The organism is Nonomuraea sp. NPDC050310 (assembly GCF_040655795.1).
Taxonomy (GTDB): domain Bacteria; phylum Actinomycetota; class Actinomycetes; order Streptosporangiales; family Streptosporangiaceae; genus Nonomuraea.
Genome location: NZ_JBFAKP010000006.1, coordinates 98,343 through 121,487 on the forward strand (window position 1 = coordinate 98,343; position 23,145 = coordinate 121,487).

Genomic DNA, 23,145 nt, shown 5'->3' on the forward strand with positions numbered 1-23,145 from the left:
CCAACACCCTTTTAATGACCCGTCCCGTGAGGCGGGAAAGGTGGTGAGTGTTTCCCATGTCCGAAACAGGCATGACGTCGCGGGCCGTTCTCGAAGGCCCCGACATCCACCGCGCACTGACGCGAATCGCCCATGAGATCCTCGAGCGCACCAAAGGCGCTCAGGATGTGATCCTGCTGGGCATCCCCACCCGCGGCGCCACCCTCGCCAAGCGCATCGGCGAGCGCCTGCGCCAGGTCGAAGAGGTCAAGGTGCCGGTCGGCGCCCTCGACATCACGATGTACCGCGACGACCTGCGCACCAAGCCCGCCCGCGCGCTGGGCCACACCGAGCTTCCCGCCGACGGCATCGACGACAAGGTCATCGTGCTCGTCGACGACGTGCTCTTCTCCGGCCGCACCATCCGCGCCGCCCTCGACGCCCTCAACGACCTCGGGCGCCCGCGCGCCGTCCAGCTCGCCGTCCTGGTCGACCGCGGCCACCGCGAGCTGCCCATCAGGGCCGACTACGTCGGCAAGAACCTGCCCACCGCCAAGAGCGAGAAGGTCAAGGTCTACCTGGAGGAGAAGGACGGACGCGACGCCGTGGAGCTGATCAAGTGAACAAGCATCTCATTTCCGCGGCCGACCTCACCAAGGACGACGCGCTGCTGATCCTCGACACCGCCGAGGAACTGGCCAGGGTCTCGGAACGCTCCATCAAGAAGCTGCCGACCCTGCGCGGCCGTACGGTGGTCAACCTCTTCTTCGAGGACTCCACCCGCACCCGCATCTCCTTCGAGGCCGCCGCCAAGCGGCTGTCGGCCGACGTCATCAACTTCTCCGCCAAGGGCTCCAGCGTCTCCAAGGGCGAGTCGCTCAAGGACACCGCGCTGACCCTGGAGGCCATGGGCGCCGACGCGGTGGTCATCCGGCACGGCGCCTCCGGCGCCCCGCACCGGCTGGCCAACTGGGTGCGCGGCAGCGTGGTCAACGCCGGCGACGGCACCCACGAGCACCCCACCCAGGCCCTGCTCGACGCCTTCTCCATGCGCCGCCGCCTCGGCTCGCTGGAGGGCCGCAAGGTCACCATCGTCGGCGACGTCCTGCACAGCCGGGTCGCGCGCTCCAACGTGCTCCTGCTCTCGACGCTCGGCGCCGACGTCACCCTGGTCGCCCCGCCGACCCTGCTGCCGGTGTCGGTCGACACCTGGCCCTGCGCGGTCTCCTACGACCTCGACGCCGTGCTGCCCAAGTCCGACGTCGTGATGATGCTGCGCGTGCAGAAGGAGCGGATGAACGCCGCCTACTTCCCCAGCGAGCGGGAGTACTCCCGCCGCTACGGCCTCGACCGCGAGCGCTTCGCCAAGCTGCCGGAGGAGGCGATCGTCATGCACCCCGGGCCGATGAACCGGGGCATGGAGATCGCCGCCGAGGTGGCCGACTCGCCGCGCTCCACCATCGTCGAGCAGGTCGCCAACGGCGTGACCACTCGCATGGCCGTCCTGTACCTGCTGCTCGGGGGAGAGATCTGATGCTCATCCGCAACGTCCGCGTCCTGGGCGGCGAGCCCACCGACATCCTGATCGAGGACGGCGTCATCACCGCCCTCGGGCCCGGCCTGGAGACCACCGGCGAGGTGGTCGACGGCCAGGGCGCCATCGCGCTGCCCGGCCTGGTCGACCTGCACACCCACCTGCGCGAGCCCGGCCGCGAGGACGCCGAGACCGTCCGCACCGGCACCCAGTCGGCCGCCCGCGGCGGCTACACCGCCGTGCACGCCATGGCCAACACCATGCCGGTCGCCGACACCGCCGGCGTCGTCGAGCAGGTCTGGCGGCTCGGCCAGGAGTCCGGCTACTGCGACGTGCAGCCGGTCGGCGCGGTCACCGTCGGCCTGGAGGGCCGCCAGCTCGCCGAGCTCGGCGCGATGGCCGACTCGGCCGCCCGCGTCCGGGTCTTCTCCGACGACGGCAAGTGCGTGGACGACGCGGTGCTGATGCGCCGCGCGCTGGAGTACGTCAAGGCCTTCGACGGCGTCGTCGCCCAGCACGCCCAGGAGCCCAAGCTCACCGCCGGCGCCCAGATGAACGAGGGCGTCGTCTCCGGCCGCCTGGGCCTGGCCGGCTGGCCCGCGGTCGCCGAGGAGGCGATCATCGCCCGCGACTGTCTCCTGGCCGCGCACGTCGGCTCGCGCCTGCACGTCTGCCACGTCTCCACCGCCGGCTCGGTCGAGATCATCCGCTGGGCCAAGTCCAAGGGCTGGAACGTCACCGCCGAGGTCACCCCGCACCACCTGCTGCTCACCGACGAGCTGGTGGAGGAGTCGCCCAACGGCCCCTACAACCCCATCTACAAGGTCAACCCGCCGCTGCGCACCCACGAGGACGTCGCCGCGCTGCGGGAGGCCCTGGCCGACGGCACGATCGACGTCGTCGCCACCGACCACGCGCCGCACCCGGTCGAGGACAAGGAGACCGAGTGGGCCGCGGCGGCCATGGGCATGATCGGCCTGGAGACCGCGCTCAGCGTGGTGCAGGAGGCCATGGTCGACACCGGGCTGCTCGACTGGGCCGGCGTCGCCGAGCGCATGTCGGCCGCCCCGGCGCGCATCGGCCGGCTGTCCGGCCACGGCCGGCCGCTGGAGGTGGGCGCCCCGGCGAACATCGTGCTCTACGACCCCACCGCCCGCACCGAGATCCACCCGGCGCAGTTCGCCTCCAAGAGCCGCAACACCCCCTATGAGGGCCTGTCGCTGCCCGGCAAGGTCGTGGCGACCTTCCTGCGCGGCAAGCCCACCGTCCTCGAAGGGAAGCTTGCGTGACGCACGCCCTCCTCGTCCTGGAAGACGGTCGCGTCTTCCAGGGCGCTCCCTACGGCGCCGAGGGTGAGACCTTCGGCGAGATGGTCTTCAACACCGGCATGACCGGCTACCAGGAGACCCTCACCGACCCGTCCTACCACCGCCAGATCGTCGCGATGACCGCGCCGCACATCGGCAACACCGGCGTCAACGACGAGGACCCCGAGTCGTCGAAGGTCTGGGTCGCCGGCTACGTCGTGCGCGAGCCCTCCCGCGTCGTCTCCAACTGGCGGGCCAACCGTTCCCTCGACGACTACCTCAAGGAGCAGGGCGTCGTCGGCATCGCCATCCAGGGCACCCGCGCCCTCACCCGGCACCTGCGCGAGCGGGGCGCCATGCGCGCGGGCATCTTCTCCCACCCGGCCGAGCCGGTCGAGGCCCTGGTGGAGAAGGTACGGCAGGCGCCCGAGATGACCGGTTCGGCGCTCGCCGAAGAGGTCTCGGCGGCCGAGCCGTACGTCGTGCCCGCGATCGGCGCCAAGCGCTTCACCGTGGCCGCGATCGACCTCGGCATCAAGGGCATGACCCCGCACCGGATGGCCGAGCGCGGCTGCGAGGTGCACGTGCTGCCCGCCACCGCGACCTTCGAGCAGATCCAGGCGCTCGCGCCGGACGGCGTCTTCTTCTCCAACGGCCCCGGCGACCCGGCCACCGCCGACGTGAGCGTGCTCCAGAGCGTGCTCGCCGCCAAGATCCCGTTCTTCGGCATCTGCTTCGGCAACCAGATCTTCGGCCGCGCGCTCGGCCTCGGCACCTACAAGCTCCGCTACGGCCACCGCGGGGTCAACCAGCCGGTCCAGGACCGCCGCACCGGCAAGGTCGAGATCTCCGCGCACAACCACGGCTTCGCCGTCCAGGCCCCGCTGGACGCGCCGTTCGACACCCCCTTCGGCCAGGCCGAGGTGTCGCACGTCAACCTCAACGACGGCTGCGTCGAGGGCCTGCGGCTGCTCGACGGCACCGCCTTCAGCGTCCAGTACCACCCCGAGGCGGCGGCCGGCCCGCACGACGCGGCTTATCTCTTCGACGAGTTCTGTGAGGTCATGGCCCGTGCCCAAGCGTGAGGACATCAAGTCGATCCTGGTCATCGGCTCCGGGCCGATCGTCATCGGGCAGGCGTGCGAGTTCGACTACTCCGGCACCCAGGCCTGCCGGGTGCTGCGGGCGGAGGGCTTCCGGGTCATCCTGGTCAACTCCAACCCCGCGACGATCATGACCGACCCGGAGTTCGCCGACGCCACCTACGTCGAGCCGATCACCCCCGAGTTCGTCGAGAAGATCATCGCCAAGGAGCGCCCTGACGCGCTCCTGCCCACCCTGGGCGGCCAGACCGCGCTGAACACCGCGGTCGCGCTGCACGAGGCGGGCGTGCTGGAGCGCTACGAGGTCGAGCTGATCGGCGCCGACTTCGACGCCATCCAGGCCGGCGAGAACCGCGAGCGGTTCAAGGAGATCGTCGCCAAGGTCGCCCGCGAGCAGGGGCTCAACGCCTCCAGCGCCGAGTCGGTCATCTGCCACACCATGGACGACTGCCTGCGGGCGGCCGGCCAGCTCGGCTACCCGCTGGTGGTGCGGCCGAGCTTCACCATGGGCGGCGTCGGTTCCGGCTTCGCCTACAACGAGGAGGACCTGCGCCGCATCGCCGGCGCCGGCCTCGACGCCAGCCCGACCACCGAGGTGCTCCTGGAGGAGTCCATCCTCGGCTGGAAGGAGTACGAGCTGGAGGTCATGCGCGACAAGGCGGACAACGTCGTCATCGTCTGCTCCATCGAGAACATCGACCCGATGGGCGTGCACACCGGCGACAGCGTCACCGTGGCACCCGCGCTGACCCTGACCGACCGCGAGTACCAGAACATGCGCGACGTGGCCATCGCGGTCATCCGCGAGGTCGGCGTCGACACCGGCGGCTGCAACATCCAGTTCGCGGTCGACCCGCGGTCCGGGCGCATGATCGTCATCGAGATGAACCCGCGGGTGTCCCGCTCCAGCGCGCTGGCCTCCAAGGCGACCGGCTTCCCGATCGCCAAGATCGCCGCCAAGCTGGCGATCGGCTACACGCTCGACGAGATCCCCAACGACATCACCAAGGAGACCCCGGCCTCCTTCGAGCCGACCCTCGACTACATCGTGGTCAAGGTCCCGCGCTTCGCCTTCGAGAAGTTCCGCGGCGCCGACCAGACCCTCACCACCCACATGAAGTCCGTGGGCGAGGCCATGGCGATCGGCCGCTCCTTCCCCGAGGCGCTGCAGAAGGCGCTGCGCAGCCTGGAGAAGAAGGGCTCGTCCTTCTCCTGGGCGGACGAGGTCGCCGGCAAGGACGAGCTGCTCGACGCCTGCCGTACCCCGCACGACGGGCGGCTGCGCACGATGCAGCAGGCCATCCGCGCGGGCGCGAGCGCCGCGGAGCTGTTCGAGTCGACCAAGGTCGACCCGTGGTTCATCGACCAGCTCTTCCTCCTCGACGAGGAGGCCCGCGCGCTGGCCGAGGCGCCGCAGCTCTCCGCGGAGGAACTGGCCCGCGCCAAGCACCTCGGCTTCTCCGACGCGCAGATCGGCGAGATCCGCGGCATGGACGAGTCGCGGGTGCGCGACCTGCGCCACGCCCTGGGCCTGCGGCCGGTCTACAACACCGTCGACACCTGCGCCGCCGAGTTCGCCGCCCGCACGCCCTACCTCTACTCGACCTACGACGAGGAGAGCGAGGTCCCGTACGGCGAGCGGCCCAAGGTGCTGATCCTGGGCAGCGGACCCAACCGCATCGGCCAGGGCATCGAGTTCGACTACGCCTGCGTGCACGCCAGCTTCGAGCTGTCGCGCGCCGGCTTCGAGACGGTCATGGTCAACTGCAACCCCGAGACCGTCTCCACCGACTACGACACCTCCGACCGGCTCTACTTCGAGCCGCTCACCCTGGAGGACGTCCTGGAGGTGGTCCACGCCGAGCAGCAGACCGGCCCGGTCGCCGGCGTGATCGTGCAGCTCGGCGGCCAGACGCCGCTCGGCCTCGCGCAGGCGCTCAAGGACGCGGGCGTGCCCGTCGTCGGCACCTCGCCCGAGTCGATCCACCTGGCCGAGGAGCGCGGCGCGTTCGGCCGCGTGCTGGCCGAGGCCGGGCTGCCCGCGCCCAAGCACGGCACCGCGCTGACCGTCCGCGAGGCGCTCGACATCGCCGCCGAGATCGGCTACCCGGTGCTGGTCCGTCCCTCGTACGTGCTGGGCGGCGCGGGCATGGCGATCGTCTACGACGACGAGACGCTCACCACCTACATGGCCGCCCAGGAGGGCGGGCACCCGGTGCTGGTCGACAAGTTCCTCGACGAGGCCATCGAGATCGACGTCGACGCCCTGTTCGACGGCGAGGAGCTCTACCTCGGCGGCGTCATGGAGCACATCGAGGAGGCCGGCATCCACTCCGGCGACTCGGCCTGCACCCTGCCGCCGATCACCCTGGGCGGCGCCGACATCAAGCGCATCCGCGAGGCCACGCTCGGCATCGCGCGCGGGGTGGGGGTGCGCGGGCTGCTGAACGTGCAGTACGCCATGTCCGCCGGCGTGCTGTACGTGCTGGAGGCCAACCCGCGGGCCAGCCGTACCGTGCCGTTCGTGTCCAAGGCGACGGCGGTGCCGCTGGCCAAGGCGGCGGCCCGGATCATGATGGGCGCCACCGTCGCCGAGCTGCGCGCCGAGGGCATGCTCCCGGCCACCGGCGACGGCGGCGAGCTGCCGCTGGACGCCTCGATCGCGGTCAAGGAGGCGGTGCTGCCGTTCAACCGCTTCCGCGGCGTCGACACCGTCCTCGGGCCGGAGATGCGCTCGACCGGCGAGGTCATGGGCATCGACGCGCACTTCGGCATCGCCTACGCCAAGTCGCAGGCGGGCGCCTACGGCGAGCTGCCGACCAAGGGCCGCGCCTTCGTCTCGGTGGCCAACCGCGACAAGCGATCGATGATCTTCCCGGTGCGCGCGCTGGCCGATCTCGGCTTCGAGATCCTGGCCACCGAGGGCACCGCGGAGGTGCTGCGCCGCAACGGAGTCCATGCCAAGATCGTGCGCAAGCAGAGCGATGGGACCGGTCCCGCCGGGGAGCCGACCATCGTCCAGCGCATCCTCGACGGAGAGGTGGACCTGATCGTGAACACGCCGTTCGGCAGCCCGGGCCAGTCCGGGCCGCGCCTGGACGGCTACGACATCCGCACCGCCGCCGTGCTGCGCGGGATCCCGTGCATCACCACGGTCCAGGGGCTGGCCGCCGCCGCGGCCGGCATCCAGGCCATCGTGCGCGGCGATGTGGGCGTACGGTCACTGCAGGAGCACGCCCGGGCCCTCCGATAGGCAGGTGATGGATCTCTGGCCGCGACACCGGTGCAGGTGACCGGCACGGTGCTGACCACGCGCCGTGTCGACGCCTACCATGCCCTGACGGTCGTGGCCCCGGCGGTCGCCGACCGCTTCCGCCCCGGGCACTTCGTCTCGGTCGCGGTCGGCGGCGCGCGCAGCTCCATGCTGACCCGGCGGGCCTTCTCGGTGCACGACGTCAAGCCCGACTACGGCGGCACGGTGGAGCTGGTCTTCACCGTGCGCGGCCCGGGCACCGAGTGGCTGGCCGAGCGGCGGGCGCGCGACACCCTCGACCTGGTCGGGCCGCTGGGGCGGCCCTTCCCGGTGCCGCGCGACCCGGTCAGCGTCGTCCTGGTCGGCTTCGAGTACGGCTCGGCCGTGCTCTTCCCGCTGGCCGACAAGCTGCTGGAGCGCGGCTGCCGGGTCGACTTCGTGCTCGGCGGCGCCTCGGCCGACCGGGTGTTCGGCGCGATGCGCGCCCGCCGGATGGCCGAGACGGTCACGCTGGCCACCCTCGACGGCTCGCTCGGGCTGCGCGGCGAGGTGGCCGACACCCTCGCGGCCGTGGTGGGCGACACGCACGCCGACGTCATCTACGCCTGCGGGCCGATGGACACGATGCGCGCGGTCACCGCGGTGGCGATCAAGTACGGGATCCCGGTGCAGATCGTCGCCGAGGAGGCGATGGCCTGCGGCATCGGCATCTGCATGACCTGCGTGCTGCCGGTCATCGGCGACGACGGCGTCACCAGGATGGTGCGCGCCTGCGCCGAGGGACCGGTCTTCCGCGGCGAGCGGGTGCGCTTCGAGGACGTCGGCACGATCCCCTTCGACGCGCACGGCGCGCCCGGGGGAGGGGCCCGCAATGTCAGTTGACATGCGGACCTTCCTGGCGCACATCGAGCTGGCCAACCCGCTCATGACCGCCGCCGGGTGCGCGGGCAACGGCCGGGAGCTGGCGCAGTTCTTCGACCTGCACCGGCTCGGCGCGCTGGTCACCCCGTCGATCACCATGGCGCCCCGGGCCGGGCGGCCCACGCCGCGGATGGCCGAGACGCCCTCCGGGCTGCTCAACGCCGTGGGGCTGCAGGGGCCGGGCATCGACGCCTTCCTGGAGCGCGACCTGCCCTGGCTGGCCCAGCGCGGCATCAAGACGGTCGTCTCGGTCGGCGGCGGCACGGTCAACGAGTACGCCGCGCTGGCCCGGCGGCTGGCCGACGCGCCCGGCGTGACCGCGGTCGAGGTCAACCTGGCCTGCCCGAACATGGAGGACCGCGGCCGGGTCTTCGCCCGCGAGGGCGGCTCGGCCGCCGAGGTGGTCGGCACGGTCCGCTCCATCCTGGCCGGCGACGTGCCGGTCGTCGCCAAGCTCTCGCCGGACGTGGCCGACATCGTCTCGGTCGCCCGCGCCTGCGTCGACGCCGGCGCGGACGCGCTGTCGATGATCAACAACCCGATCGGCATGGCCATCGACACCCGCACCCTGCGCCCGGCCCTGGCCGCCGGCACCGGCGGGCTGTCCGGGCCTGCCGTGCTGCCGCTGGCCGTGCGCTGCGTCTGGCAGGTCTACGCCGCCCTGCCCGGCGTCCCGGTCATCGGCGTGGGCGGCGTCGCCAGCGGGGCCGACGCCCTCCAGCTAGTCCTGGCCGGGGCCTGCGCCGTCGGCGTGGGCACCGCCCTGTTCCACGACCCCTACGCGTGCCTGCGCATCGAGCGCGAGCTGGCCGACCTGCTGCAGGCGCGCGGCTTCCACCGCCTGGCCGACGCCGTCGGCCTGGCCCACCGACCACCAGGCGCCGCCACGCGGCACCTGCACGAGGAGAGTTCCCTGTGACGCCCGCCGTGACCCCAGCGCCCATCGCCGTCGCCCTCGACGCGCCCGACCTCGAGACCGCCGCCCGCTGGGCCTCCCTGGTGACGCCGCACGTGAGCACGGTCAAGGTCGGCCTGGAGCTGTACCTGCGCTACGGGCCCGACGTGATCGCCTCGGTGCGGGGGGCCAGCGGCGTGCAGGTCTTCCTCGACCTCAAGCTGCACGACATCCCCAACACCGTCGCCGGGGCCACCCGCTCGGTCGCCCGGCTGCGGCCCGCCTACCTGACCGTGCACGCGGCCGGGGGACCGGCCATGATCCGCGCCGCGGTCGAGGCCGCGCCGCACACCAAGATCGCCGCGGTGACCGTGCTCACCTCGCTGACCGCCGCCGACCTGGCCGCGATCGGGCTGGACGGGCCGACGCCCGACGCGGTCCGCCGGCTCGCCGCGTTGTCGGTGGCGGCCGGGGCCACCGCCCTGGTCTGCTCGCCGCACGAGGTGGCCGCGGTCCGCGCCGAGGTGGGGGCGGGCATCGACCTGATCACCCCGGGTGTACGGCCGGCCGGGGCGGACACCCAGGACCAGGCCCGGGTGGCGACGCCCGAGCAGGCGCTGGCCGACGGGGCCGACCTGCTGGTCATCGGGCGGCCCATCACCGGCTCGGCCGACCCGGGGGCGACCGCCGCGGCCATCGCGGCCTCGTTGCGCCGTACGGCGTCTTCCTGAGGCGGGGCGGGTCGCTGGGACGGGCCGGGGAAGGCCGGCCATCTGACCTCCTTGCGGGGCCCTCACCCGGGTCTTCCCGCGGGAGCGTCAGGCGGTGGCCGAGCCCGCCACGGCGGCCAGGGCGCGGCGGCGGATGGCGGCCAGCCACACCCGCCTGATCAGCCCGCTGGGCAGCCGGATGACCATCCAGTACGGCCGGAACCACCGCCGCGCCCGCGCGTCGGTGCCGCGCACCCGCGTCTCGGTCACCAGGACCCCGTCCGCCAGCCGGAAGTTGAAGGCGATCTTCACGAACCCGGGCGTCGCGAAGGCCCGCAACGCCGGCCCTGGAGCCACCTCGGGCAACCGCGCGTCCGCCCCGAAGCCCACCCGGTTGAGCGAGCCGATCACCACCTCGCCCGAGTCGCGATCCAGCAGGGTGAAGCCGCCGCCGAGCATGTCGGCCAGGATCGGGCGGCCGGCGGCATGGCCGTCCTTGGGGAAGCGCAGGGCCATCAGGAGACGGAAGACCGGCACCTCGGCCCAGGTGGTCTCCTCGATCGCCCGGAACACCACGTCGGGCGCGGCGCCGAGCGGGATCCGGTGGATCTCACGATGGTCCCATTCGGGCATGATCTGGTCGAGTCGCATGCTTCGATGCTTTCGCCCCGACGGGCCGGGCGGATCAGCCTCTGGACGGGTCGCCGGGCTGCTTCCCCGGCAGTACGAGACCTGACTCGTACGCCGCCACGACCAGTTGCGCGCGGTCGCGCAGGCCCAGCTTGACCATCGCCCGGCTGACGTGCGTCTTGGCGGTCAGCGGGGCCATGCCCAGCCGGGCGGCGATCTCGTCGTTGGACAGCCCGCCGGCCACCAGGGCGACCACCTCGCGTTCGCGGCCGGTGAGCACGTCGAGGTCGCCCGGGACGGCCCGCGCCTCGGGGTGGGCGTGCAACTGGGCGAAGCGGGCGATCACCCGGCGGGTGACGCCGGGGGAGAGCAGCGCCTCGCCGCGGGCGACCACCCGGATCGCCTGGAGCAGTTCCTCGGGCTCGGCGTCCTTGGCCAGGAAGCCGCTGGCGCCCGCGCCGAGCGCCTCGAAGACGTTGGCGTCCTCCACGTAGGTGGTGAGGACGACCACGCGCACCTCGTCGAGGGCGGGGTCGCCGGCGATCAGCCGGGTCGCGGTGAGGCCGTCCACGTGCGGCATGCGGATGTCCATCAGGACCACGTCGGGGCGCAGGTCGCGGGCGAGGGCGACCGCCTGGCCGCCGTCGCCCGCCTCGCCCACCACCTCGATGCCGGGCTCCGTGCCCAGCAACGCGCGGAATCCGGTGCGGACCAGCACCTGGTCGTCGGCGATCACGACCCTGATCGGACGCTCGTGAGTCATGGGCGGGCCGTCCTGCGGTGAAGGGTCGGGCGGTGGGTCATGGGCGGGCCACCGTGCGGAAGGGGAGGCGCGCGTGGACACGGAAGCCGCCCTCGGGGCCCGCGCCGGTCACCACCGAGCCGCCCAGGGCCGCGAACCGCTCCCGCATCCCCGCCAGCCCATAGCCCCCGCCCCCAGCGCCACCCGTGGCGCCGGGGCCGCCGGTCGGGGTGGCCGGCACGGGCGGCGGAGGCCCGGCGCCGTCGTCGGTCACCTCGATCACCAGTTCCGCCTCCCCGTACGCCAGCACCACCTCGGCGCTCGCCCCCGCCCCCGCGTGCCGCAGCACGTTCGTGAGCGACTCCTGGACGCACCGGTACACGGCGACCCCGGCCTCGTCCGCCAGGGGCCGCGGCAGGCCCTCCACGCGCGCCTGGACGCTCATCCCGGCGTCCCGCACGGCCGCGAGCAGGGTGTCGAGCCCCTCGGCCCCCTCACCGGCCCGCGTGACGCCGCCCCGGAGGTCGCCCACGGTGGCCCGCAGCTCGGCCAGCGCCTCCTTGGCCGCCGTCCGTATCGCGGTGAGCGAGGCGGCCACCTGGGGCGCCGGCTCGCCCAGAACCCGCAACGTGGCGGCGGCCTGGACGGCGATGCCCGCCATGCTGTGCGCCACCACGTCGTGCAGGTCGCGGGCGATGCGCAGCCGCTCCTCGACCACCCGCTGCTCGGCCTCGCGCCGCGCCTCGGCGATCTTGGCCTCGGCGGCCTCGCGGCGGCTGCTGACCATCTCGCCGAGCAGCACCGGCCCGCCGAAGATCGCGGTCACCACGCCGAAGAAGGCGATCACCGTGCCGGCCGCCGCGCCCGCGTCGCCGTACAGCTCGACGATGCGCGGCACCCAGCGCCCGGCGGCCAGCACCGAGACCGCCAAGCCGATCGCCACCGCGGCGCGGTGGCGGCCGGTCAGGGCGGCGGTGAGCAGGCAGATCATCACCGGCAGCACCACCGGGCCGACCGTGTAGCCGCCGAGCATGTAGGCGGTGAACAGGCCCACGGTCAGCCCCAGGGCCAGCCGCGGGCGGCGCGAGCGGACCAGCAGTGCCAGCGCCGAGGCGACCAGCAGCGTGTGGCCGAGCCAGTCGAGCGGGCTGTTGACCAGGCGCACCGGCGGGTTGCCGCCGGTGTCGTAGACGTAGATCGGCACCGAGACGATGAGCACGCCCGCGAGCTGGACCGGCACCATCGCCAGCGCCAGCAGCCAGTCTCGGGTCGGGGGCACGGATCAGATCGTACGGTGCACGACGTGCTCGCACAGCGCCAGGAGCACCTCGCGGGCCGGCCGCGGGGGCAGCGCCCGCGCGATGGCCGCCGCCTCGCCGGCGTAGCGCTCGACCTCGGCACGGGCGCTGCCGATCGCCGGGGAGCGGCGCAGCAGCTCCAGCGCCTCGGCATGCCGGGCGGGATCGGTGAGCGGGCCGGAGGCCAGCAGCTCGGCCAGCCGCCCGCCGTCCAGGGCCAGCGCGTGCAGCACGGGCAGCGTCAGCACGCCCTCGCGCAGATCCGTGCCGGCCCCCTTGCCCGACTCCGACGGCTCCGACAGCACGTCGATGAGGTCGTCGGAGAGCTGGAAGGCCATGCCCAGCAGCTCGCCGTACTCGGCCAGCATGCCCGACACCCGCCGTCCCGCGCCAGAGCACAGGCCGCCGAGCCGCGCCGACAGCCGGATCAGCGAGGCGGACTTGTCGTGCAGGACGCCCAGGTGGTGGTCGAGCGGGTCCACCCCCGCCGCCGGGCCCGCGGTCTCCGCGATCTGCCCGGCGACCAGGCGCGCGACACACTGCGCCTGCTCGGACTTGGCCTTCTGCGGCAGGTCGAGGCTCGCCGCCTTGGTGAACAGGTAGTCACCGGCCAGGATAGCGATCTTGGTGTTCCAGCGCACGTGCGCGCTCGGGACGCCGTGCCGCAGGGGAGCCCCGTCCATCACGTCGTCGTGGTACAGCGTGGCCGCGTGGATCAGCTCGACGCTCGCCGCGGCCTGCCGTACGGCGGGGCGGGCCGGGTCGCCGAACTCCGCGCCGAGGAGCACCAGCAGCGGGCGCATCCGCTTGCCGCCGGCGGCCAGCAGGTATCCGGCCGCCTCGGCCATGAGCCCGGGCCCGTCCGAAATCGTCCGCCGCAGAAGCTCCTCGACCGCCGACAGCTCCCCGTGCAGCCGGGCGGCGAGCGCGGGATCGGTGGCTGTCAGGAGCTTCGCGACGGTGTCCGGGCGTTGCTGGGTGACTGTCATGAATCCCAGTGTTTCCCGGCGTTTCCGGGGTTTCGTCGATCTTCGGTATGGTCTGCCTACTGCTCCCTCGGCAGGAGGCTGCTCCCTCGGAAGTAGCTCGAATGATCGACGGAGCGTGGTTTTATCATCACTGAAAGTGATGAAGTTGATTTTGTCGTGAGAGAAACGGCTCCTGACATTGCCTAGGAGCCGTTGACCAGCTACTTTCCCTTTTCGACCGAGTACATCGACAGAAATTCGAGGTGACCCGGCGTGGCTCTTCCTCCCCTGACCCCCGAGCAGCGCGCCGCAGCCCTGGAGAAGGCTGCCAAGGCCCGCAAAGAGCGTGCCGAGGTCAAGAACGATCTCAAGCACGGGCGGATCGCGCTCTCCGAGGTGCTCAAGAACGGGCAGACCGACGACGTCATCGGCAAGATGAAGGTTTCGGCCCTTCTGGAGTCGCTCCCCGGCGTGGGCAAGGTCCGCGCCAAGCAGCTCATGGAGCGGCTGCAGATCGCCGAGTCCCGCCGCGTGCGCGGCCTCGGAGCGAACCAGAGGGCTGCCCTCGAGCGCGAGTTCGGTGGCGCCGAGAGCTAATCTCGGTAGCACCACAAGCGCAAGGTTCGACCCAGGGGGTAGCAGCAAGTGACCGACAGCTCCATCGATGGTGACTTCTCTGCCTCCAGGCGCCTGACGGTCCTGTCCGGTCCGTCGGGCGTCGGCAAGTCCACGGTCGTCGCCGAGATCCGGCGGGCACACCCCGAGGTGTGGCTGTCGGTCTCGGTGACCACCCGCAAGCCCCGGCCCGGCGAGAGCCACGGGGTCGAGTACTTCTTCGCCGACGACGCCGAGTTCGACCGGCTCGTCGCCGAAGGCGAGCTGCTGGAGTGGGCCGAGTTCGCCGGCAACCGCTACGGCACCCCGCGCCGTCCCGTCGCCGAGCGGCTGGCCGCCGGCGCCCCCGTCCTGCTGGAGATCGACCTCCAGGGCGCCCGCCAGGTACGGCGGAGCATGCCAGAGGCCCTGCTGGTCTTCCTCGCCCCGCCCTCGTGGGAGGAGCTGGAGAAGCGGCTGCGCGGCCGCGGCACCGAGCCGGAGGACGTGATCGCCCGCCGCCTGGCCGCCGGCCGGATCGAGATGGCCGCCGAGCCCGAGTTCGACACGACCCTGGTCAACACGAACGTCCATGACGTGTGCCTGCGGCTGATAGCCTTGATGACTGACCCTCAGGGGGTCACCCCAGTTTCCAACCGAGAGGTCTGACTGACGTGGCTGGCATTGCCCCGTCGGCGGAGGGCATCACCCACCCGCCGATCGACACGCTGCTCGACATCGTCGACAGCAAGTACTCATTGGTGATCATGGGCTCGAAGCGGGCGCGCCAGATCAACGCCTACTACTCCCAGCTCGGCGAGGGCCTGCTGGAGTACGTCGGCCCGCTCGTCGAGACGCACGCCCAGGAGAAGCCGCTCTCGATCGCGCTGCGCGAGATCTCCGAGGGCCTGCTCAACGCCGAGCCCATCGAAGGCGCGGTCTGAGCCGTCCGTGAACGTCGTCCTGGGGGTCGGCGCGGGCATCGCCGCCTACAAAGCGTGCGAGCTGCTCCGGCTCTTCACGGAGTCCGGGCACATCGTCCGCGTGGTGCCCACCCGCGACGCCCTGCGCTTCGTCGGTGAACCCACCTGGGCGGCGCTCTCCGGAAACCCGGTCACGACCGACGTGTGGGACTCGGTGCACGAGGTCCCGCACGTCCGGATCGGCCAGAACGCCGATCTCGTGGTGGTCGCCCCGGCGACCGCCGACATCCTCGCCAAGGCCGCGCACGGCCTGGCCGGTGACCTGCTCACCAACACCCTGCTCACCGCCCGGTGTCCCGTGGTGTTCGCTCCCGCGATGCACACCGAGATGTGGGAGCACCCCGCCACCCGCGCCAACGTCGAGACCTTGCGCGCGCGGGGCTCGATCGTCATCGACCCGGCCGTCGGCCGGCTGACCGGCGCCGACACCGGACCCGGGCGGCTGCCCGACCCCGCCGAGATCTTCGCCGTCTGCGCGCGGGTGCTGCGCGGCCGGCCCCGCGACCTGGCCGGGCGCACCGTCGTCGTCTCCGCGGGCGGCACCCGCGAGGCGATCGACCCGGTGCGCTACCTCGGCAACCGCTCCTCGGGGCTGCAGGGCTACGCCCTCGCCCGGACCGCGGTCGCCCGGGGGGCCGAGGTCGTGCTCGTCTCCGCCAACGCCGCGCTGCCCGACCCCGCCGGGGCCAAGGTGGTGCGGGTGGAGTCGGCCGTCGAGCTGCGCGAGGCAGTGCTGGCCGCCGCCGGGTCGGCCGACGTCGTGGTGATGGCCGCGGCCGTCGCCGACTTCCGGCCCGCCACGGCGCTGGAGTCGAAGATCAAGAAGACTGACGACGCCCCCGCCGCGATCTCGCTGGTCAAGAACCCCGACATCCTCGCCGAGCTCGGCGAGCGCCGCCGCTCCGGGGTGGCCGGGCCGTCGGTGATCGTGGGCTTCGCCGCCGAGACCGACGACGTGCTGGCCAACGGGCAGGCCAAGCTGGCACGAAAGGGCTGCGACCTGCTCGTGGTCAACCAGGTCGGGCGCGGCCTGGCCTTCGGCACCCCGGACAACGCGGCCACCGTGCTGGTCGCCGGGGGCGCGCCGGTCGAGGTGCCCCGTGGTCCCAAGGAAGACGTGGCCGACGCGGTCTGGGACCTGGTCGCCCCCCGCCTGCCCTGACCCTCCCCGGCGAGCCGGCCATACGGGATATACGGCTTGTCTGATCACCTGTTGCGACATTTGGTGTGGCTGCGGATACTGGCCCCACATGGGGGGAGTACGTGCATGCCGTTGAGTTCGACCGTTCGTGACCGCTGCCGGATCCTGCTCGGCGAGGACGAGAGCATCCGCTACGTCTTCCCCGCCCTGTCGGTGGGCCCGCCGGGCGTCGCCAACTTCCTCATCGTCGTCACCGACCGGGCGATCCGGGTGCTGGCCACCAGGATGTTGCGCAGCGATCGCCCCGTGTCGATCTACGCGACCTACCCCCGGGCCACCCGCCTGGGGCCGATCATGTACGGGCCGGGTCCCCTCATCGAGCTGGGCTCCATGACGCTGGAGTTCGACGAGGAGTACGCTGCCGTGGTCTCGGCGGCCGACGCCGAGGTCTTCGCGCCGGAGACCCTGCCACCCGACCCGCTGCCCGACCTGTGATCAGTATGTGAACGATTTCGCTACCTGGACACGGGTAGGGCTAGACTTCGGCGAAGCCTGCCGAGAGGCCGTCGCAAACCCCGCCGCAGGCGGATACACCGTCAGCAGCCGCTGCATAGGAGCCACTGAGTTGTCACGTCGCTTGTTCACCTCCGAGTCGGTCACCGAAGGCCACCCGGACAAGATCGCCGACCAGATCAGTGACGCGATTCTCGACGCCATGCTCAAGGACGACCCCAAGAGCCGGGTCGCCGTCGAGACGCTGATCACCACGGGCCAGGTCCACGTCGCGGGCGAGGTGACGACCGAGACCTACGTCGACATCCCCGCGCTCATCCGCGAGAAGATCCTCGAGATCGGTTACGACGCCTCCCACAAGGGCTTCGACGGCGCCTCCTGTGGTGTGTCGGTCTCCATCGGCGCGCAGTCGCCCGACATCGCGCAGGGCGTCGACGACGCCTACGAGCACCGCGTCGCCGGCGACACCGACGAGCTCGACCGGCAGGGCGCCGGCGACCAGGGCCTCATGTTCGGCTACGCCACGAACGAGACGCCCGAGCTCATGCCGCTGCCGATCCTGCTGGCGCACAAGCTCGCCCGCCGGCTGTCGGAGGTCCGCAAGTCCGGCACGGTGCCCTACCTGCGTCCCGACGGCAAGACCCAGGTGACCATCGAGTACGACGGCGACAAGCCGGTCCGCCTCGACACGGTCGTGGTCTCCACGCAGCACGCGGCCGAGATCGACCTGGCCGAGATGCTCACCCCCGACATCAAGGAGCACGTGGTCGACCCCGTGCTCGCCGGGCTCGAGCTCGACACCGACGGCTACCGCCTGCTGGTCAACCCGACCGGCCGCTTCGAGATCGGCGGCCCGATGGGCGACGCCGGCCTCACCGGCCGCAAGATCATCGTCGACACCTACGGCGGCATGGCCCGCCACGGCGGCGGCGCCTTCTCCGGCAAGGACCCGTCGAAGGTGGACCGCTCGGCCGCCTACGCCATGCGCTGGGTCGCCAAGAACGTCGTCGCGGCCGGCCTCGCCGACCGCTGCGAGGTCCAGGTCGCCTACGCCATCGGCAAGGCCCAGCCGGTCGGCCTGTTCGTCGAGACCTTCGGCACCGAGAAGGTCGCGGTGGAGAAGATCCAGGAGTCCGTGCTCGCGGTCTTCGACCTCCGCCCGGCCGCGATCATCCGCGACCTCGACCTGCTGCGGCCGATCTACTCCGAGACCGCCGCCTACGGGCACTTCGGCCGCGACGGGTTCTCCTGGGAGTCCACCGACCGCGCCGCCGCCCTGCGCCAGGCCGCCGGCCTGTAGGTCAGCTTCCGGACGGGCCGCACCCCCACTGGGGGGTGCGGCCCTTTCCGAGGTTTCCGGTACGGCAGGCGTGGCGTCCGGGGTGGTGCCGTCGTCCTGGCAATCGATCATGAGCGGTTCTGGTAGACCTGTGGCGTGACCGACGACGCCCTCCTCCCGCTCGACGCCGTCCGGGGGAAAACCCCTGGCAGGAGCGCCAAAGGTGCGCCGGTCGCCGCTCCTTCGCAGCCGGTCGCGCGGGTCGCGGTGGACACGCCGTTGCCGCATCTCGACCGGCTCTTCGACTACCTTGTGCCCGAGCAGTTCCACGACAGCGCGGTGCCCGGGGTGCGGGTGCGGGTGCGGTTCGCGGGCAAGCTCGTGGACGGGTTCCTGCTCGGCCGGGCCGAGCGCAGCGAGCACGAGGGGCGGCTCACGCCGCTCGAACGGGTGGTCTCGGCCGAGCCGGTGCTGACCGAGGAGGTCGCCGGGCTCGCCCGGGCCGTCGCCGACCGGTACGCGGGCACGCTGGCCGATGTCCTGCGCCTGGCCGTCCCGCCCCGCCACGCCAAGGTCGAGGCCGAACCCCGCCCCGAAACCCCCGAACCCCGCCCCGAAACCCCCGAACCCCGCCCCGAGACCCCCGAACCCCGCCCCGAGACCCCCGAACCCCGCCCCGAGACCCCCGAGCCCGCCTCCGCCCAGCCGGAGGGCTCCCCTTCTTCCGATGCCCAGCGCGATCCCGCCTTGCTGCCGGACGCCGCACCCGAAGAGACCACCGGTGCCTGGGCCGACTACCCCATGGGTCCGTCGTTCCTCGACGCCCTGGAGCACGGCCGCGCCCCCCGGGCGGTGTGGAGCGCCCTCCCCGGAACCGCGTGGACCGGCCCGATGGCCCAGGCGGTGGCCGCGACGCTGGCCGGCGGCCGGGGCGCGGTGGTGGTGGTCCCCGACGGCAAGGACGTCGAACTGCTCGACCAGGCCCTGCTCGCCCACCTCGGCCCCGGCCGGCACGTGGCCATCACCGCCGGCCTGGGCCCGTCCGAGCGCTACCGCCGCTGGCTGAAGGTCCTCAGAGGCGAGGTGCGAGCCGTCGCCGGCACCAGGGCCGCGATGTTCGCCCCCGTGCGCGAGCTCGGCCTGGTGGCGATCTGGGACGACGGCGACGACCTGCACGCCGAGCGCCTGGCCCCCTATCCGCACGCCCGCGAGGTGCTGGCCCTGCGCGCGCACCGCACCGGCGCCGCCATGCTGATCGGCTCGCACGGCCGTACCGCCGAGGCGACGCAGCTCATCGCCTCGGGCTGGGCCCGGCCGATCCTGGCCAGGCGCGAGACGATCCGCGCGGTGGCCCCCCGGGTGCGCCCGGCGGGGGAGGACGCCGAACTGGCCAAGGACCAGGCGGCGCGCGCGGCCCGGCTGCCGAGCATCGCCTGGCGGGTGCTAAAGGAGGGGCTGGAGCACGGGCCGGTACTGATCCAGGTGCCCCGGCGCGGCTACGTGCCGGTGATCGCCTGCCAGAACTGCCGGGAGCCGGCGCGCTGCGCCCTGCCGCCGACCCGCTCGGTCCCGGCGTCCGGTCCGGGGGAGAGCGGGCCGCAGGCGAGCATGGAAGGGATGATGCTGGAGCCGCCCGCCCGCGCGCTGACCGACCTGGTGTGCCACGGGCCGCTCGCGTTGCGTTCCGGGCATGCCGCGCCGTACTGCCGCTGGTGCGGGCGGGTGGACGCGGCCTGGCGGTGCCCGTCCTGCGGCGGCGGCCGGGTGCGGGCGGTGGTGATCGGCGCCCGCCGTACCGCGGAGGAGCTGGGCCGGGCCTTCCCCTCGACGCGGGTCAAGACCTCCGGCCGCGACGGCGTGCTGGCGACGGTCGGCGGCAAGCCCGCGCTGGTGGTCGCCACGCCCGGGGCGGAGCCGGTGGCAGAAGGCGGCTACGCGGCGGCGGTGCTGCTCGACGGCTGGGCGCTCCTGGGCCGCGCCGACCTGCGCGCGGCCGAGGAGGCGCTGCGCCGGTGGATGAACGCCGCCGCCCTGCTCAGACCCGCCGCCGAGCTGGTCGTGCTGGCCGACGGCGCGCTCCCGGTGGTGCAGGCGCTGCTGCGCTGGGACCCGGTGACCCACGCCGAGCGCGAGCTGGCCGAACGCGCCGAACTGGGCTTCCCGCCCGCGGTGCGGATGGCGACGCTGACCGGCGCGCCGGCGGCGGTCCGGCAGGTGCTGGAGGAGGTACGGCTGCCGCCGTCCGCCCAGGTGCTGGGCCCGGTGCCGGTGGGCGACGGGGGCCAGGAGCGGGCGATGGTGCGCGTCCCGAGGCCCGACGGCGCGGCGCTGGCCGCTGCGCTCAAGGGGGCCAGCGGGGTGCGTGCGGCGCGTAAGGCGCCGGATATCGTGCGGGTGAGTGTCGACCCGCTCGACCTGATTTAGCCCATTTCCCCGATTCGCGGGGCTGCCTGTAACCCGTTAGCGTGCCTCTGTGTCCATCGATTGGGTGAACCAGGCCATAGACGACCTACGTTCCTGGGGCCGTGCGGAGCACGTCGAGGTGGATGCCGACGAGATCCGCCTGCTGTGCGACTACGCCAGCGACTACCTCGGCGTGAGCCGGGTGGGCGAGTTCACCCCGGACGTCTTCGACGAACTGCTGCTGTCGATCTACCCACGCCGGGTCATCACGCCCCCGGAGAGCGCCGCCGAGACCGTCGCGGCGGCCCGCACGCTCGTCGCCTACCTGCGCGCGATCGGCGAGGTGAGCGCCGAGACCGCGGCGGAGATGGACGAGCGGCTGGCGGGCCTGGCCGGGAAGATGGCCGAGGCGCTGGCCGACCCGGGCAACTTCAGCATGACCAAGAGCCTGTTCAGCTCGATCGGGCCCGAGTCGCTGGAGCAGCCGGTCTCGATCCCGTCGGGGGAGCGGCAGCCGTCGGCGCCGGCCGACGAGGCCATGTGCGACTGCCCGGGCTGCTCACCGCTGCCCGCCGTACGGCTGGCTCCGCCGGAGGAGCTGGCGGCGGCGGTCGCGGAGGTGCCGCTGCTGGCCGGCAAGCTGCCGCCGGGCCTCGACCGGCTGCTGGCCGAGCGCGGCGACGACCCGCTCGACCGGTGGGCGGCGACGGTGGAGTGGCTGCTGGAGCACGACACCGGCGGCGAGATCACCGGCAGCCCGCAGGCCGACGCCGAGCTGTTCGACCTGTTCGACATGCTCTTCCGGCTGCAGCTCCCGGTGCCCGTGGCGCTGGTGGCCGAGTACCTGGAGGAGATCGTCGAGGCCGGGCCGGTGGAGCTCGACCGGGCGGTCGGCGGCCTGGAGTACGCCGGGCTGGTCGAGGTGGCCGGCGACACCGTGACGCTCACCCCGCTGGCGATCTGGGGACTGCGCGAACTCTACCTGGAGCGCGGGCTGCACTCCCCGCAGGCCCCCGACCTGGCCGACGCCGACGCGATGGGCCTGATCGAGGGGCTGCTGCAGGGCATCCCGACCGAGCTGGCCGAGGAGGACATCCGGCGCTGGCTGGAGGGCCGCACCTCCGCCGAGGCCGCCGCCGAGCTGCTCGGCACCGCCTCCGGCGCGCCCGCGGTGGCCCGCGGCATCGCGATCACCATCGTCGACCGCCTCGACGCCGGCGCCGAACCGGCCGTCCGCGCCTGCCTCGACGACCCCGAGCTGCGCCCGCACGCCATCCACTGGCTGACCGCCCGCCGCCTGCCCGCCCCCGCGCTGACCCAGGCCGAGCTGCTGTGGGTGAGCGTCGACATGCTCGCCCTGGCGATGCCCGCGGCCGAGGACGACCCCGAGATGTTCGCCGAGAACATGGCGGCCTCCGGACCGCCCGCGCATCTGATCGAGGAGATGTGGCGGGTGGACCACCCCGACGTGGTCGAGGTGCTCGAACTGCTCGGCCGCTCGCTGCCCGACGGTACCCTCGCCAAGGCCGCCCGCAAGGCCGCCTTCAAGGCCCGGTCCCGCGCGATCGGGTGAAGCTGGGACTGGTGTGCAGTAAGTTTCCTGAGTGGCAAACAACGTCATCGATCTGAGACCCCCCGGGCAGTCCTGCGGCTGCCCGGCCTGCGAACGGCTGAGCTTCCCCCCGGTGGCGCTGGCCGCCGACGCCGAGCTGGCCGCCCGGGTCCCCACGGTGCCGCTGGTGGCCGACGCGGTCGCGCTGGCCGCCTGGACCGGCTCGCGGGCGGTCGACGCGCAGGCGATGCTGGAGCCCGCCGACGCCGCGGCGGCGGTGGCCGAGCTGGGGCTGCGCCCCGAGCGGCTGCGCCTGCTGTGGATCGTCGCGGTCAACGGCGGCCTGCTGCGCATCACGCGGGAGCGCGCCGAGCCCGGGCCCTTCACCTTCGAGCGCGGCGTGGAGTCCACGCTGGAGTTCTGGGACGGCGTGGTCATGGACGTCCTCGACCGCGCCGACGCCGAGGGCCTGACCGGCTCGGCGGTGCTCGACGAGCACCTCGCCGAGACGCTGGCCACCGTCTACTCCGTACGCTCCGGCGTCTCGGCCGCCACCCTCGCCAAGGGCATCCTGCAGTCGCACGAGGTCGCCTGCGGCCCGCACACCGGCGGCCCGATCCTGACCGAGCTCGAAGCCGCGCTGGAACTGCTCGCCTACTGCGGCCTGGTCGAACGCACCGCGCACGGCGGCGTGCGGCTGACCCCGCTCGGCGTCTGGGCCATCCGCCAGGACCTGCGCCGCGAGGGCCACGACGCGCCCAGCGCCGCCCAGGTCGAGGTCTTCGCCGAGCTCGACGCCGCCGAACTGGTCGCCGCCATGGTCGCCGGCGGCGTCACGCCGAGCGCGGTCGGCACCTGGCTGGAACGCCACCACCCGGTCGAGGCGGCGTGGGCGCTGACCAGGATCGCCGCCGCCGGCAACGCGGGCGAGCGCGGCGCCTGCGGCACCGTCCTCGACGAGCTCGGCCCGGTCGCCGAGCCCGCCCTGCGCGCGGCGCTGAGCGAGCCGCTGCTGTGGCGCTACGCCGCCTCCTGGCTGCACATCCGCGACCTCGACGCGCCCCCGCTCACCCCGGCCGACCACGCCTGGATCGCCGTGGACACCCTCGCCGCGCTGCTCTACCTCTCCGACGCGCCCGGCACCCTGCCCAGCCTCGACGAGGACCTCAACGGCCTGGTCGGGCAGATGCAGCAGGTTGACCACCCCGACACCGTCGCGGTCCTTGAGCTGCTCGCCGCCCACCACGACGACGCCACGGTCGCCAAGGCGGCGCGCAAGGCGGCGATGAAGGCCAGATCGCTCGCGGCGCGTAATCTGTAGGACATCCCCTAACGCACGA

General features: G+C 73.0%; 21 protein-coding genes. 17 read left to right on the forward strand and 4 right to left on the reverse strand.

The genetic code is table 11. The annotated features are described in order from the left end of the window. Positions 1-56: 56 nt before the first annotated feature. Genes pyrR through pyrF form a run of 8 tightly spaced genes read left to right on the forward strand, consistent with a single transcriptional unit; the run spans position 57 to position 9,723 of the window. Positions 57-602, forward strand: a complete 546-nt coding sequence (pyrR, locus tag AB0I67_RS17620; RefSeq protein WP_357924258.1) for a bifunctional pyr operon transcriptional regulator/uracil phosphoribosyltransferase PyrR — start codon at positions 57-59, stop codon at positions 600-602. After that, a complete protein-coding gene (locus AB0I67_RS17625) occupies positions 599-1,513 on the forward strand; it encodes an aspartate carbamoyltransferase catalytic subunit (RefSeq protein ID WP_357924260.1) in 915 nt (304 codons plus the stop codon). The genes pyrR and AB0I67_RS17625 overlap by 4 nt, the downstream gene beginning before the upstream one ends. After that, positions 1,513-2,802, forward strand: a complete 1,290-nt coding sequence (locus AB0I67_RS17630) for a dihydroorotase (RefSeq protein WP_357924262.1) — start codon at positions 1,513-1,515, stop codon at positions 2,800-2,802. The genes AB0I67_RS17625 and AB0I67_RS17630 overlap by 1 nt, the downstream gene beginning before the upstream one ends. After that, the gene (gene carA, locus AB0I67_RS17635; RefSeq protein ID WP_357924264.1) at positions 2,799-3,905 is read left to right on the forward strand and encodes a glutamine-hydrolyzing carbamoyl-phosphate synthase small subunit; all 1,107 of its coding nucleotides are present in this window, start codon (positions 2,799-2,801) and stop codon (positions 3,903-3,905) included. The genes AB0I67_RS17630 and carA overlap by 4 nt, the downstream gene beginning before the upstream one ends. Then, the gene (gene carB, locus AB0I67_RS17640; RefSeq protein ID WP_357924266.1) at positions 3,892-7,176 is read left to right on the forward strand and encodes a carbamoyl-phosphate synthase large subunit; all 3,285 of its coding nucleotides are present in this window, start codon (positions 3,892-3,894) and stop codon (positions 7,174-7,176) included. Before carA ends, carB begins: the two co-directional genes overlap by 14 nt. Before the next feature lie 30 nt (positions 7,177-7,206). Then, on the forward strand, positions 7,207-8,058 hold the full coding sequence (locus AB0I67_RS17645; protein ID WP_357924267.1) for a dihydroorotate dehydrogenase electron transfer subunit: 852 nt from the start codon (positions 7,207-7,209) through the stop codon (positions 8,056-8,058). After that, complete coding sequence (locus AB0I67_RS17650; protein ID WP_357924269.1) at positions 8,048-9,016, forward strand: dihydroorotate dehydrogenase; 969 nt, start codon at positions 8,048-8,050, stop codon at positions 9,014-9,016. Before AB0I67_RS17645 ends, AB0I67_RS17650 begins: the two co-directional genes overlap by 11 nt. A gap of 8 nt (positions 9,017-9,024) precedes the next feature. Next, on the forward strand, positions 9,025-9,723 hold the full coding sequence (gene pyrF / locus AB0I67_RS17655; RefSeq protein ID WP_357924849.1) for an orotidine-5'-phosphate decarboxylase: 699 nt from the start codon (positions 9,025-9,027) through the stop codon (positions 9,721-9,723). Between the two features lie 87 nt (positions 9,724-9,810). Here pyrF and AB0I67_RS17660 read toward each other — a convergent pair whose 3' ends face one another. From AB0I67_RS17660 to AB0I67_RS17675, 4 genes are read right to left on the reverse strand one after another with little or no spacing between them, the layout of a single operon-like run. After that, a complete protein-coding gene (locus tag AB0I67_RS17660) occupies positions 9,811-10,353 on the reverse strand; it encodes a hypothetical protein (protein ID WP_357924270.1) in 543 nt (180 codons plus the stop codon). A gap of 34 nt (positions 10,354-10,387) precedes the next feature. Continuing rightward, entirely contained in the window at positions 10,388-11,095 is a 708-nt protein-coding gene (locus AB0I67_RS17665) for a response regulator transcription factor (protein WP_357924272.1), read from the reverse strand. A 37-nt stretch (positions 11,096-11,132) separates the two neighbouring features. Further along, on the reverse strand, positions 11,133-12,353 hold the full coding sequence (locus tag AB0I67_RS17670; protein ID WP_357924274.1) for a sensor histidine kinase: 1,221 nt from the start codon (positions 12,351-12,353) through the stop codon (positions 11,133-11,135). Between the two features lie 3 nt (positions 12,354-12,356). Continuing rightward, a complete protein-coding gene (locus tag AB0I67_RS17675; protein ID WP_357924276.1) occupies positions 12,357-13,361 on the reverse strand; it encodes a polyprenyl synthetase family protein in 1,005 nt (334 codons plus the stop codon). 252 nt (positions 13,362-13,613) lie between these two features. Between AB0I67_RS17675 and mihF the strand changes: the two genes are divergently transcribed. The 9 genes from mihF to AB0I67_RS17720 all read left to right on the forward strand — a co-directional run bounded on the left by mihF (position 13,614) and on the right by AB0I67_RS17720 (position 23,126). Continuing rightward, entirely contained in the window at positions 13,614-13,937 is a 324-nt protein-coding gene (mihF, locus tag AB0I67_RS17680) for an integration host factor, actinobacterial type (protein ID WP_357924277.1), read from the forward strand. A 63-nt stretch (positions 13,938-14,000) separates the two neighbouring features. Continuing rightward, a complete protein-coding gene (gene gmk / locus AB0I67_RS17685) occupies positions 14,001-14,603 on the forward strand; it encodes a guanylate kinase (RefSeq protein WP_357924852.1) in 603 nt (200 codons plus the stop codon). Positions 14,604-14,608: 5 nt separating this feature from the next. Further along, the gene (rpoZ, locus tag AB0I67_RS17690; protein ID WP_357924279.1) at positions 14,609-14,878 is read left to right on the forward strand and encodes a DNA-directed RNA polymerase subunit omega; all 270 of its coding nucleotides are present in this window, start codon (positions 14,609-14,611) and stop codon (positions 14,876-14,878) included. Between the two features lie 7 nt (positions 14,879-14,885). Continuing rightward, the gene (gene coaBC, locus AB0I67_RS17695; protein ID WP_357924281.1) at positions 14,886-16,079 is read left to right on the forward strand and encodes a bifunctional phosphopantothenoylcysteine decarboxylase/phosphopantothenate--cysteine ligase CoaBC; all 1,194 of its coding nucleotides are present in this window, start codon (positions 14,886-14,888) and stop codon (positions 16,077-16,079) included. Between the two features lie 105 nt (positions 16,080-16,184). Next, a complete protein-coding gene (locus AB0I67_RS17700; RefSeq protein WP_357924283.1) occupies positions 16,185-16,553 on the forward strand; it encodes a hypothetical protein in 369 nt (122 codons plus the stop codon). Positions 16,554-16,683: 130 nt separating this feature from the next. Then, a complete protein-coding gene (gene metK / locus AB0I67_RS17705) occupies positions 16,684-17,871 on the forward strand; it encodes a methionine adenosyltransferase (RefSeq protein ID WP_357924285.1) in 1,188 nt (395 codons plus the stop codon). Positions 17,872-18,006: 135 nt separating this feature from the next. After that, positions 18,007-20,274 carry a primosomal protein N' gene (locus AB0I67_RS17710; protein WP_357924287.1) on the forward strand — a complete coding sequence of 756 codons (2,268 nt, stop codon included), beginning with the start codon at positions 18,007-18,009 and terminating at the stop codon, positions 20,272-20,274. A gap of 49 nt (positions 20,275-20,323) precedes the next feature. After that, positions 20,324-21,826, forward strand: coding sequence for a hypothetical protein (locus AB0I67_RS17715; RefSeq protein WP_357924289.1), 1,503 nt, complete (start codon positions 20,324-20,326; stop codon positions 21,824-21,826). 31 nt (positions 21,827-21,857) lie between these two features. Beyond that, on the forward strand, positions 21,858-23,126 hold the full coding sequence (locus tag AB0I67_RS17720) for a hypothetical protein (RefSeq protein WP_357924291.1): 1,269 nt from the start codon (positions 21,858-21,860) through the stop codon (positions 23,124-23,126). The last annotated feature ends 19 nt before the right edge of the window (positions 23,127-23,145 follow it).

Coding starts and splice junctions, on each gene's coding strand:
- pyrR (WP_357924258.1), top strand. CDS start 57: ATGTCCGAAACAGGCATGACGTCGCGGGCCGTTCTCGAAGGCCCCGAC.
- AB0I67_RS17650 (WP_357924269.1), top strand. CDS start 8,048: ATGTCAGTTGACATGCGGACCTTCCTGGCGCACATCGAGCTGGCCAAC.
- AB0I67_RS17660 (WP_357924270.1), bottom strand. CDS start 10,353: ATGCGACTCGACCAGATCATGCCCGAATGGGACCATCGTGAGATCCAC.
- AB0I67_RS17665 (WP_357924272.1), bottom strand. CDS start 11,095: ATGACTCACGAGCGTCCGATCAGGGTCGTGATCGCCGACGACCAGGTG.
- AB0I67_RS17675 (WP_357924276.1), bottom strand. CDS start 13,361: ATGACAGTCACCCAGCAACGCCCGGACACCGTCGCGAAGCTCCTGACA.
- AB0I67_RS17630 (WP_357924262.1), top strand. CDS start 1,513: ATGCTCATCCGCAACGTCCGCGTCCTGGGCGGCGAGCCCACCGACATC.
- AB0I67_RS17700 (WP_357924283.1), top strand. CDS start 16,185: ATGCCGTTGAGTTCGACCGTTCGTGACCGCTGCCGGATCCTGCTCGGC.